The sequence below is a fragment of the Klebsiella sp. M5al genome, from assembly GCF_002090195.1.
GTDB lineage: Bacteria > Pseudomonadota > Gammaproteobacteria > Enterobacterales > Enterobacteriaceae > Klebsiella > Klebsiella grimontii.
In genome coordinates this window covers 299,685-312,378 of the sequence record NZ_CP020657.1, presented here as the reverse complement: position 1 = coordinate 312,378, position 12,694 = coordinate 299,685, and the positions used below count along the sequence as shown (strand labels likewise).

The 12,694-nt window shown below is 53.3% G+C and carries 6 protein-coding genes; 3 read left to right on the top strand and 3 right to left on the bottom strand.

Annotated elements, in window-relative coordinates; translation table 11 throughout:
• The first annotated feature begins 143 nt into the window (after positions 1 to 143).
• The 3 genes from BWI76_RS01525 to BWI76_RS01515 all read left to right on the top strand — a co-directional run bounded on the left by BWI76_RS01525 (position 144) and on the right by BWI76_RS01515 (position 2,475).
• The gene (locus BWI76_RS01525; RefSeq protein WP_004870495.1) at positions 144 to 1,676 is read left to right on the top strand and encodes a sensor domain-containing diguanylate cyclase; all 1,533 of its coding nucleotides are present in this window, start codon (positions 144 to 146) and stop codon (positions 1,674 to 1,676) included.
• 172 nt (positions 1,677 to 1,848) lie between these two features.
• Entirely contained in the window at positions 1,849 to 2,154 is a 306-nt protein-coding gene (locus BWI76_RS01520; RefSeq protein WP_004097653.1) for a PTS sugar transporter subunit IIB, read from the top strand.
• Positions 2,155 to 2,157: 3 nt separating this feature from the next.
• Complete coding sequence (locus BWI76_RS01515; protein ID WP_004870492.1) at positions 2,158 to 2,475, top strand: PTS lactose/cellobiose transporter subunit IIA; 318 nt, start codon at positions 2,158 to 2,160, stop codon at positions 2,473 to 2,475.
• Positions 2,476 to 2,512: 37 nt separating this feature from the next.
• Here BWI76_RS01515 and BWI76_RS01510 read toward each other — a convergent pair whose 3' ends face one another.
• The 3 genes from BWI76_RS01510 to rpoB form a co-directional block, all read right to left on the bottom strand.
• Positions 2,513 to 3,853, bottom strand: a complete 1,341-nt coding sequence (locus BWI76_RS01510) for an anaerobic C4-dicarboxylate transporter (RefSeq protein WP_004870490.1) — start codon at positions 3,851 to 3,853, stop codon at positions 2,513 to 2,515.
• Positions 3,854 to 4,262: 409 nt separating this feature from the next.
• Positions 4,263 to 8,486: a DNA-directed RNA polymerase subunit beta' gene (gene rpoC, locus BWI76_RS01505; RefSeq protein ID WP_004127580.1), complete on the bottom strand. Its 4,224-nt coding sequence runs from the start codon at positions 8,484 to 8,486 to the stop codon at positions 4,263 to 4,265.
• Positions 8,487 to 8,562: 76 nt separating this feature from the next.
• The gene (gene rpoB / locus BWI76_RS01500) at positions 8,563 to 12,591 is read right to left on the bottom strand and encodes a DNA-directed RNA polymerase subunit beta (protein WP_004870488.1); all 4,029 of its coding nucleotides are present in this window, start codon (positions 12,589 to 12,591) and stop codon (positions 8,563 to 8,565) included.
• Positions 12,592 to 12,694: the final 103 nt, after the last annotated feature.

Here is a 12,694-nt window from a genome sequence, read left to right as displayed (position 1 = left end):
ATATTAATATCGAATATTAATCAGCCCATATCACAACGTCAGAGTTATAATTATCGGAGTTTTATCTGATTCGCTCAGCAGGCATGCTGGCTAAACCTGCGTCTTCATCCACGGTTTAACGCTTCTGGAACGATTTACGACTCATGGCTCGTCATAATAGAAAGCTCTCTTTCACCACGCCGATCGTCATCGGGTTTGCGGGTATTTTAATCAGCTTCTTGCTTATCGCGGTGTTTGCCACGATGACCCAGAGGAAAGATTTTCTCGAAGATTATCATCACATTAACCGCAACTTTACCCACAATATGGCGACCAACTACACGGAGACGCTGCTGCGGGGCAACGATTTTATCCTCACCCGCGCCACGACGTTCTTTGCGCGTAATGACGAGCTGAACAATGCGGTGAACGTTAATCCTGAAAAGGGCCTGATGCAGTTGATGCAGCTGCAAAATATGATGCAGACCGTTTCGTCCATCTCGCTGGCGGATACCAACGGGCACTATCTGCGCGCGCCCGAAGTCCTTGAGACCGAAGACAGCCAGTCCTTCGATGCCAAATCGAGACCATGGTTTATTAAGCAAGCGCAAGCCAGTACCTTCAGCCTGTATACCAGCCCGTACATCGACTACTTCACGCATCATCCGACCATTACCCTCTATAAACCCATTATTTCCCCGGAAGGGCGGCTGAAGGGCAGCCTCGCTTTTCATCTCGATCTGACCTCAATGGGCTACGCGTTACGGCAAATGGTCGCCCCGGTTCAGGGGGAATTTTTTGTGGTGCAACGCGATGGTAAAGTCGTTCTCCATCCCGACCCTGGCGCCTTATTCAAACCCTACGTCAGTGAAGCCTTGATGGACAGAATGACCAGCGGTGAAGGCCAGCTTTATGACGCGGTGACCGACGGCTGGTACTATTACTATTCCTTTACCAACCCCGACTGGTTTGTCATTTATCGGGTCGATAACTCGACGCTGGTCAACTTAACGCGCCATGAAACGGATATCGTTGCCTGGAGCTTTGCCCTGGCCGCGATCGTCATCGTGCTGTTTGGCCTGTATCTACGCCATGCTTCACGTACGGTGTTAATGAACATCATCAACGCCATTAAAACCGGAGATGTTCAGCGCGCCCCGCGCCTGGAAGCGATGCTCAGCAAAGCCATCGAGAGCAATAAGCAGCGTGAGTTAACCTATGTTCGCCAGGCGACCATCGATGCATTAACCGGCTGCAAAAACCGACGCGCCTTCGATAGCGATATCGCCGCGCTGATGAACGATCATCACCCTTTCTCTCTCGCACTGGTTGATATTGATAACTTCAAAACGATAAACGACACCTGGGGTCATCTCAACGGTGATATCGTTCTGCGCAACGTCGCCCGCGAAGGGCTGCAGATCCTCCAGCCCCTGCAAATTTCACTTTACCGCTACGGCGGCGAAGAGTTTGCGGTGATATTTTCCGACGAGCATATTGATAACGCTCTGAGGCTGCTGGAAAGCTGGCGAGCCAGCGTCGCGCAGCGCTCCTGGCGTGAAGAGGGATTGACCGTCACCTTTAGCGCAGGCTTGGGCGAATGGAATATGGAGCCCCTGGAGCAGCTTGTCGTGCGCGTTGATGAAGCGCTTTATAAAGCCAAGCAGCAGGGCAAGAATCGTATCGTTCGCACCTAAGAGAGCCCGTTGCTATAGGCCCGGCCGCGCGGGCTTTTACCGTTTTCAACCCCAAATCCGAAACCGGTTTCATTATTTTGTGATGACTTACACACAATCGCCGTAAAGCGGTTGTCCCACCCGCCAGCCCGCGATAAAGATGGTACATCAAGGAACATAAGGGCCATCAATTATGAAGAATATCGTTTTATGCTGTGCCGCAGGTATGTCCACCAGCATGCTGGTTCAACGAATGCAGGCCGCTGCGCAACAAAAAGGCGTGGAAGTCTCGATCAAAGCCGTACCGGTTGCCGAGTTTAAAGATAATCTTGCGGCTGCCGATATTATCCTGCTCGGTCCTCAGGTGAAGTACGAGCAAGCCAAGCTACAGGCTATGGCCGACCCGTTTGGGAAAAAAGTCGCCGTTATCGATATGATGGATTACGGCATGATGAAAGGCGATGCCGTGCTTGATAAAGCCCTGAAGTTGATGGAGTAAGAGATGGAAGATTTAGAAACGATCATCATGGAGCTGCTGGTTAACGCCGGTTCAGCGCGCAGCTCGGCTTTAACCGCTCTGCAGCTGGCGCGTAAAGGCGATTTTGCCGCCGCCGAACAGGCGATGACGGAATCCCACGAATTCGTCAAGCATGCGCACAAAATCCAGACCCAGCTGATTGGCATGGATGAAGGCAGCGGCAAGCTTCCGGTTAACCTGATTACCGTACACTCTCAGGATCACCTGATGAACGCGATGGTCATTCAGGATCTGGCAACCGACATGATTGAACTCTATCGCCGAATTCCGCTCGCCCAATAACGTCAACAGGCGCCGCTACCGGCGCCTGAATCCTCTCTTAAAGAAATCCGTACATTGCCGCAAACACCCAACCAAAGACGCAAGAGACGCTGACGCCAATAAGTCCGGGCAGAATAAAGCTATGGTTAATCACAAAGCGACCGATATGCGTCGTACCTGAGCGATCGAACTGAATCGCCGCCAGATCGCTTGGGTAGGTCGGCAGAATATAGTAACCGTAGCAGGCTGGCGCGGAAGCGACGATGTAGGCCGGGTCGACGCCAATCGCCAACGCCACCGGGACAATCGCCGCCAGGGCAGCCGCCTGGGAGTTAACAAACTTCGATACCAGCAGCAGAACGATGGCGTAGGCCCACGGGTACTCCTTCACCATCTCCCCGAGCACGCCTTTAATCTCGGTCATATGCGCGCCGAACATGGTCTCCGCCATCCACGCGATGCCGTATACGGCCACGATAGCGATCATGCCGGAACGGAAAACCTCATTTTTGGAAATCGAAGCCGGGTTGGTTTTCGTAATAATGATGATGAGCGCTCCGGAGAGCAGCATAAACATCTGGATCACCAGCACCATCGACAGCGCTTTACCGTCGACAACCGGACGCAGTTCGGAGAAGGCGCCGAGTAAGGCAACCACCGCTATCGAGGCCAGAAAAATCCACATCGCGATCCAGTTACTGGTCGGAAGCTTCTTATCCAGCAACGTGGCCGTGTCGCCATAAACGTAGTGGCGGTTTTCCGGTACCGCGATAAAGGCCTGGAACTCCGGATCTTTATCGAGATCTTTGCCGCGAAACCAGCTGAAGATACCAATGGCCAGAATCCCCAGCAGCGTGGACGGAATGGTTATTGCCAGCAGATCGAGAAACTCAAGGTGCTTACCGTTAAAGGTAAAATTGCCAAGCATCGCCACCAGCGAGACGACCGCTACGGAAACCGGGCTGGCGATGATCCCCATCTGCGCGCCGATCGAGCTGGCGGCCATGGGGCGCTCCGGACGAATATTATTTTTGATGGCGACATCATAAATAATCGGCAGGATGGTATATACCACGTGCCCCGTGCCGCAAAGAATCGTCAGCGTACAGGTGACGAATGGCGCGACGATCGAGACATATTTCGGGTTTCGCCGCAGGAGCTTCTCGGCAATCTGCAGCATGACGTCTAACCCACCGGAAGCCTGCAGCGTCGCCGATGCGGCCACTACGGCGATAATCACCAGCATGACATCGACGGGAGGTTTTCCGGGCTTAAGATGAAAAACAAAGACCAGGATGACTAAGCCAATTCCGCCCAAAAGGCCGAGCGCAATGCCGCCCTTTTTCGCGCCATAGAACAGACAAATTAAGATAATGATAAGTTGTATAGCAAATTCCATACATCCCCCAGAAGCTATCCATTAAATAACGACAATACTCTCCGCTTTGTTTTTATTTGTTCACCTCCTCCATCGCCTTTTTGACGGGCGTAACCATCCCCTCGGCTGCGGTAAACCGAAAAGAACAGGGAAAGTAATCACATGATTATTTTAGTTTTTTGACTATATAGCGTTTGCGGAGCTTATTTTTTGATACGTGTAGAATTTTCACCCATTGATAGATGATGAAAATCAGAAAAGAAAATAAATAATTACGGCAGATGCTTATACTTGCTAATTAATTGCAGCAAATATATCAATAAAATGTAATCGAAAAGTAGATATAGAAATAATGATAATAAACTGGCAGGCAAAAAAAAAGCCAGTCAGGTTACCTGACTGGCTTTTTAAGCGCTTAGCGAATCAACGATTAATCGTTGTCAGATCCGCCCAGACCGGCGTTCAGCAGTTCTGCCAGGTTGGCAGAAGCTTCTTCCACGCTGACCTGCGGCGCTGCTGGCAGCTCGCCCGCTGCGCGACGGCGCATACGATCCTGGTGATACGCATAACCGGTACCGGCCGGGATCAAACGACCCACGATAACGTTCTCTTTCAGGCCACGCAGTTCGTCGCGTTTACCCGCTACGGCTGCTTCGGTCAGGACACGCGTGGTCTCCTGGAACGATGCGGCAGAGATGAACGATTCGGTTGCCAGAGACGCTTTGGTGATACCCAGCAGATCGCGGGCGAATGTTGCCCCCACTTTGCCATTCGCTTCCAGATCGCGGTTTGCAATCTTAACGCGAGAGTATTCAACCTGTTCGCCTTCCAGGAAGTCGGAGCTACCGGCGCTTTCGATGGTCGCTTTACGCAGCATCTGACGAACGATAACTTCGATGTGCTTATCGTTAATCTTAACGCCCTGCAAACGGTATACGTCCTGAACTTCGTTAACAATGTAACGCGTCACAGCATGCACGCCACGCAGACGCAGAATGTCGTGCGGCGCTTCCGGACCGTCGGAAACCACGTCACCACGTTCTACACGTTCACCTTCGAACACGTTGAGCTGACGCCACTTAGGAATCATCTCTTCGTACGGATCGCTACCGTCTACCGGGGTGATAACCAGACGACGTTTCCCTTTGGTTTCTTTACCGAAGGAAATGATGCCGCTGATTTCAGCCAGGATTGCCGGCTCTTTCGGACGACGTGCTTCGAACAGATCCGCAACGCGCGGCAGACCACCGGTGATGTCCTTGGTACCGCCAGATTCCTGCGGTACACGCGCCAGGGTGTCACCAGAGCTGATCTGTACGCCATCTTCCAGCTGAACAATCGCTTTACCCGGCAGGAAGTACTGCGCAGGCATATCGGTGCCAGGGATCAGAACGTCATTGCCCTGAGCATCAACGATTTTCAGCGCCGGACGCAGGTCTTTACCGCCAGTGGTACGCTCTGCAGAATCCAGAACCACCAGAGAAGACAGACCGGTCAGCTCGTCGGTCTGACGAGTAATGGTCTGGCCGTCAATCATGTCAGTGAAGCGGACGAAACCACTCACTTCCGTGATAACCGGCATGGTGTGCGGATCCCAGTTTGCTACGGTTTCACCGCCGGCAACCTGCTCGCCATCACCTTTCGCCATAACGGAGCCGTAAGGCACTTTATAGCTCTCTTTGGTACGACCGAATTCGTCGATCAGCTTCAGCTCGGTATTACGGGAGGTAATAACCAGCTTACCGCTGGAGTTCACAACCGACTTCGCGTTGCTCAGACGGATGCTACCTTTGTTTTTCACCTGGATGCTGGACTCAGCAGCCGCACGAGATGCCGCACCACCGATGTGGAACGTACGCATCGTCAGCTGTGTACCCGGCTCACCGATGGACTGTGCCGCGATAACGCCGATAGCCTCACCTTTGTTGATGATGTGGCCACGCGCCAGGTCACGACCGTAGCAGTGGGCACATACACCAAAGTCGGTGTCGCAGGATACAACGGAACGTACTTTGACGGAGTCAACGGAGTTCTCTTCCAGCAGATCGCACCAGTGCTCGTGCAGCAGCGTGTTACGTGGAACCAGAATGTCCGCCGTACCCGGCTTCAGAACGTCTTCAGCAGTCACACGACCCAGAACGCGATCGCGCAGCGGCTCTTTAACATCGCCACCCTCGATAACCGGGGTCATGGTGATGCCTTCCAGGGTGCCGCAGTCATCTTCAGTGACGACCAGGTCCTGCGCGACGTCAACCAGACGACGAGTCAGGTAACCGGAGTTCGCCGTTTTCAGTGCGGTATCCGCCAGACCTTTACGCGCACCGTGCGTGGAGATGAAGTACTGGAGTACGTTCAGACCTTCACGGAAGTTCGCGGTGATCGGCGTTTCGATGATGGAGCCATCCGGCTTCGCCATCAGACCACGCATACCGGCAAGCTGACGAATCTGTGCAGCAGAACCACGCGCACCGGAGTCGGCCATCATGTAGATGCTGTTGAAGGAGACCTGCTGCTCTTCTTCGCCGTTACGGTTAATAACGGTTTCAGTTTGCAGGTTGTCCATCATCGCTTTGGATACACGATCGTTCGCCGCAGCCCAGATATCGATAACTTTGTTGTAGCGTTCGCCCGCGGTCACCAGACCAGACTGGAACTGCTCCTGAATCTCAGCAACTTCTGCTTCCGCTTCGCTGATGATCTCGTATTTTTTCTCCGGGATGACCATGTCATCGATACCAACGGATGCACCTGAACGCGCTGCATAAGCAAAGCCGGTGTACATCGTCTGATCCGCAAAAATAACGGTCGGTTTCAGGCCCAGAATACGGTAGCAGGTGTTCAGCATCTTGGAGATGGCTTTCTTACCCAGCGCCTGGTTGACGATGGAGAAAGGCAGACCTTTCGGTACGATCATCCACAGAATGGCACGACCAACGGTCGTATCTTTCAGGCTGGTTTTCGCAACGAACTCGCCGTTTTCATCTTTTTCGTATTCGGTGATACGCACTTTAACGCGCGCATGCAGAGAGGCCAGGCCAGCGCGGTAAATACGCTCAGCTTCTTTCGGGCCAGTCAGCACCATGCCTTCGCCTTTGGCGTTAACACAGTCACGGGTCATGTAGTACAGACCCAGTACAACGTCCTGAGACGGAACGATGATAGGTTCGCCGTTCGCCGGGGACAGGATGTTGTTGGTAGACATCATCAGCGCACGCGCTTCGAGCTGGGCTTCCAGCGTCAGCGGTACGTGAACAGCCATCTGGTCACCATCGAAGTCGGCGTTGTATGCCGCACAAACCAGCGGGTGAAGCTGAATAGCTTTACCTTCGATCAGTACCGGCTCAAATGCCTGGATACCCAGACGGTGCAGAGTTGGTGCACGGTTCAGCAGTACCGGGTGTTCGCGGATAACTTCGTCCAGGATATCCCAAACGACAGCTTCTTCGCGCTCAACCATTTTCTTCGCGGCTTTGATGGTGGTGGCGAGGCCACGCAGCTCCAGCTTGCCGTAGATGAACGGTTTGAACAGCTCCAGCGCCATTTTCTTCGGCAGACCGCACTGATGCAGACGCAGGTATGGACCTACGGTGATAACCGAACGACCGGAGTAGTCAACGCGCTTACCGAGCAGGTTCTGACGGAAACGACCCTGCTTACCTTTGATCATATCGGCCAAAGATTTCAGAGGACGCTTGTTAGAACCGGTGATCGCACGACCGCGACGACCGTTATCCAGCAGGGCGTCAACCGCTTCCTGCAGCATACGTTTTTCGTTGCGTACGATGATGTCCGGCGCGGCCAGATCCAGCAGACGTTTCAGACGGTTGTTACGGTTAATGACGCGACGATACAGATCGTTCAGGTCAGAAGTCGCAAAACGACCGCCATCCAGCGGAACCAGCGGACGCAGATCTGGCGGCAGTACCGGCAGAACGGTCAGGATCATCCACTCCGGCTTGTTGCCAGACTGGACGAACGCTTCCAGCAGTTTGATACGCTTGGTCAGCTTCTTACGCTTGGTTTCGGAGTTGGTTTCGTTCAGCTCTTCGCGCAGAGTTTCACACTCTTGCTCCAGATCCATGCTCTTCAGCAGGGCCTGGATAGCTTCCGCACCCATCTTCGCGTCAAATTCGTCACCGAACTCTTCCAGCGCATCCAGATACTGCTCTTCAGTCAGGATCTGCTGGCGTTCCAGGTTGGTCATACCACCTTCGATAACCACATAGGATTCGAAGTACAGCACGCGTTCGATATCGCGCAGCGGCATATCGAGCAGCAGGCCGATACGGGACGGCAGAGACTTCAGGAACCAGATGTGGGCGGTCGGAGACGCCAGCTCGATGTGGCCCATACGCTCACGGCGCACTTTAGTCTGGGTCACTTCAACGCCGCACTTCTCACAGATCACACCGCGGTGTTTCAGGCGCTTGTACTTACCGCACAGGCACTCGTAATCTTTTACTGGCCCGAAAATACGCGCACAGAAAAGGCCGTCACGCTCAGGTTTGAACGTACGGTAGTTAATGGTTTCCGGCTTTTTAACTTCACCAAAAGACCATGAACGGATCATGTCTGGCGATGCCAGAGCAATTTTGATCGCATCAAACTCTTCGGTTTTAGTTTGCGCTTTCAGAAACTTTAATAAGTCTTTCACGGATTTGCTCCCGTCGGAGTAAGCACAATCTGGCGCCGGGTCTTACCCCGGCACCAGTGACCTGTTTGAGCGAGAGTTACTCGTCTTCCAGTTCGATGTTGATGCCCAGCGAGCGAATCTCTTTCAACAGTACGTTGAAGGATTCCGGCATGCCCGGTTCCATCTGATGGTTGCCGTCTACGATGTTTTTATACATCTTAGTACGGCCGTTCACGTCATCAGACTTAACGGTGAGCATTTCCTGCAGGGTGTATGCCGCGCCATATGCTTCCAGCGCCCACACTTCCATCTCCCCGAAGCGCTGACCACCGAACTGCGCCTTACCACCCAGCGGCTGCTGAGTAACCAGGCTGTAGGAACCGGTAGAACGCGCATGCATTTTGTCATCAACCAGGTGGTTCAGTTTCAGCATGTACATGTAGCCAACGGTAACCTGGCGCTCGAATTGCTCACCGGTACGACCGTCGAACAGGGTGATCTGGCCGGAAGTCGGCAGGCCACCAAGCTGTAACAGTTCCTTGATTTCAGACTCTTTCGCACCGTCGAAGACCGGCGTTGCGATCGGCATACCTTTTTTCAGGTTTTCAGCGAGACGCATAACTTCTTCGTCAGTGAAGGTATTCAGATCCACCTTCTGACGAACGTCGGTACCCAGATCGTAGGCACGCTGGATGAACTCGCGCAGTTTGGCGACTTCCTGCTGCTGTTTCAGCATGGCGTTGATTTTCTCGCCAATACCTTTCGCAGCCATACCCAGGTGGGTTTCCAGGATCTGACCGATGTTCATACGAGACGGTACGCCCAGCGGGTTCAGTACGATGTCTACCGGCGTGCCGTTTTCATCGTAAGGCATATCTTCGATCGGGTTGATCTTAGAGATAACACCCTTGTTACCGTGACGACCTGCCATTTTGTCACCAGGCTGAATCTGACGTTTAACGGCCAGATACACTTTAACAATCTTCAGCACGCCCGGTGCCAGATCGTCGCCCTGAGTGATTTTGCGGCGTTTCGCTTCGAGTTTTTTCTCGAACTCGTGTTTCAGTTCGTCGTACTGCTCAGCCAGCTGTTCCAGCTGATTTTGCTTCTCTTCGTCGGTCAGGCCCAGTTCCAGCCAGCGATCGCGCGGCAGCTTGTCGAGCTTCTCAGCTTCGATACCACCGGAGACCAGCACCGCGTAGATACGTCCAAACAGGCCGGCTTCGAGGATCTGCAGTTCTTCAGACAGGTCTTTTTTAGCCTGTTTGAGCTGCATCTCTTCGATTTCCAGCGCACGTTTGTCTTTTTCTACGCCGTCGCGGGTAAAGACCTGAACGTCGATAATGGTACCGGAGACACCGTTTGGTACGCGCAGAGAAGAATCTTTAACGTCAGACGCTTTCTCGCCGAAGATCGCGCGCAGCAGTTTCTCTTCCGGCGTCAGCTGGGTTTCACCTTTCGGCGTAACCTTACCAACCAGAATATCGCCGCCGGTCACTTCCGCACCGATATAAACGATACCGGATTCATCCAGTTTAGAGAGCGCAGCTTCACCCACGTTCGGGATGTCGGCAGTGATCTCTTCCGGCCCCAGCTTGGTGTCACGAGACACGCACGCCAGTTCCTGAATGTGGATGGTGGTAAAACGGTCTTCCTGGACAACACGCTCGGAAACGAGGATGGAGTCTTCGAAGTTGTAACCGTTCCACGGCATGAACGCTACGCGCATGTTCTGACCGAGCGCCAGTTCACCGAGGTCGGTGGACGGGCCGTCAGCCAGCACGTCGCCGCGCTCAATTGGCTCGCCCAGAGAGACACACGGCATCTGGTTGATACAGGTGTTCTGGTTCGAGCGGGTGTACTTGGTCAGGTTATAGATGTCGATACCTGCTTCGCCCGGGTACATCTCGTCTTCGTTAACTTTAATAACGATACGGGAAGCATCCACGTACTGAACGGTACCGCCACGTTTAGCAACCGCAGTTACACCAGAGTCAACGGCAACAGCACGTTCCATACCGGTACCAACCAGCGGCTTATCAGCGCGCAGAGTTGGAACGGCCTGACGTTGCATGTTCGCACCCATCAATGCACGGTTGGCGTCATCGTGTTCCAGGAACGGGATCAGGGACGCACCGACGGAAACCACCTGCTGGGTGGATACGTCCATGTAGTCAACCTGGTCGCGGCTGAACAAGCTGGATTCGCCTTTACTACGGCAAGTAACCAGATCTTCTACAAAGTGGCCTTCGTCATCCAGGTTGGAGTTCGCCTGAGCGATAACGTAGTTGCCTTCTTCGATAGCAGACAGGTAATGAATTTCGTCGGTTACAATACCGTCGGTCACTTTACGATACGGCGTCTCAAGGAAGCCGTATTCGTTAGTCTGTGCGTACACGGACAGGGAGTTGATCAGACCGATGTTCGGACCTTCAGGCGTTTCGATTGGGCATACGCGACCGTAGTGGGTCGGATGTACGTCTCGAACTTCAAAGCCTGCGCGTTCACGGGTCAGACCGCCCGGGCCGAGTGCGGAGATACGACGTTTGTGCGTAATCTCAGACAGCGGGTTGTTCTGGTCCATAAACTGAGACAGCTGGCTGGAACCAAAGAACTCTTTCACTGCTGCGGAAATCGGCTTGGCGTTGATCATATCCTGAGGCATCAGGGTGTCCAGATCGCCCAGAGACAGACGCTCTTTCACCGCACGCTCTACGCGCACCAGGCCAACGCGGAACTGGTTTTCCGCCATTTCGCCTACGGAACGGATACGACGGTTGCCGAGGTGGTCGATATCATCGACTTCGCCTTTACCGTTACGGATATCAATGAGCTTCTTCATCACTTCGATGATGTCTTCTTTGCTCAGGATACCGGATCCTTCGATTTCGTCGCGCAGCAGAGAACGGTTGAACTTCATACGACCAACCGCGGACAGATCGTAGCGGTCTTCGGAGAAGAACAGGTTCTCGAACAGGCTTTCAGCCGCTTCGCGAGTCGGCGGCTCACCAGGACGCATCATGCGGTAGATCTCTACCAGCGCGCTCAGACGGTCATTGGTCGGGTCGACGCGTACAGTCTCAGACATGTACGGACCGTGGTCCAGATCGTTGGTGAACAGCGTTTCGATACGCTTATGGCCAGACTGGCTCAGCTTAGCCAGCAGATCCAGGCTCAGCTCCATGTTCGCTGGGCAGATCAGCTCGCCAGTAGATTCGTCGACATAATCTTTAGAGGCGACTTTGCCCGCAATGTACTCAACCGGAACTTCGATATGTTTGATATCGTCTTTTTCCAGTTGGCGAATGTGACGTGCGGTGATGCGACGCCCTTTCTCAACGTACACTTTACCGTTCGCTTCGATGTCGAAGGAGGCGGTTTCGCCGCGCAGACGCTCCGGAACCAGTTCCATCTGCAGCTTGTTATCGCGAATTTCAAAGACCACTTTCTCGAAGAACAGGTCAAGGATCTGCTCAGTGGTGTAATTCAGCGCGCGCAGGATGATGGTAGCCGGCAGCTTACGACGACGGTCAATACGGACAAACAGGTTGTCTTTCGGGTCGAACTCGAAGTCCAGCCAGGAGCCACGGTAAGGAATGATACGTGCGTTATACAGGACCTTACCGGAAGAGTGGGTCTTACCTTTGTCACTGTCAAAGAAGACGCCCGGGCTACGGTGCAGCTGAGAAACGATAACGCGCTCGGTACCGTTGATAACGAAGGTACCGTTGTCGGTCATGAGCGGAATTTCGCCCATGTAGACTTCTTGTTCTTTAATGTCTTTAACGGTGCCTTCCGGCGCTTCGCGCTCGTAGATCACCAGACGCAGTTTTACGCGCAGCGGTGCCGAGTAGGTCACGCCGCGGATCTGACATTCTTTAACGTCAAAAACCGGTTCGCCCAGACGGTAGCTGACGTACTGCAGCTCAGAGTTACCGCTGTAGCTTTTAATCGGGAATACGGAACGGAAAGCTGCTTCCAGACCATACTGCCCTTCAGGATCTTGCTCGATGAACTTCTGAAACGAGTCAAGCTGGATAGAAAGGAGATAAGGTATGTCCAGAACCTGCGGACGTTTACCAAAATCCTTACGAATACGTTTTTTCTCGGTATAGGAGTAAACCATAGGGTTCCTCAGCTCGCTGACAAGTCGACCCATCTGCCCACATAAGGCAGTTTTTTATGCAACACTATTTTGTTGACCGGAAAATGGAACACTTTCCGCAATA

Coding starts and splice junctions, on each gene's coding strand:
- BWI76_RS01525 (WP_004870495.1), top strand. CDS start 144: ATGGCTCGTCATAATAGAAAGCTCTCTTTCACCACGCCGATCGTCATC.
- BWI76_RS01520 (WP_004097653.1), top strand. CDS start 1,849: ATGAAGAATATCGTTTTATGCTGTGCCGCAGGTATGTCCACCAGCATG.
- BWI76_RS01515 (WP_004870492.1), top strand. CDS start 2,158: ATGGAAGATTTAGAAACGATCATCATGGAGCTGCTGGTTAACGCCGGT.
- BWI76_RS01510 (WP_004870490.1), bottom strand. CDS start 3,853: ATGGAATTTGCTATACAACTTATCATTATCTTAATTTGTCTGTTCTAT.
- rpoB (WP_004870488.1), bottom strand. CDS start 12,591: ATGGTTTACTCCTATACCGAGAAAAAACGTATTCGTAAGGATTTTGGT.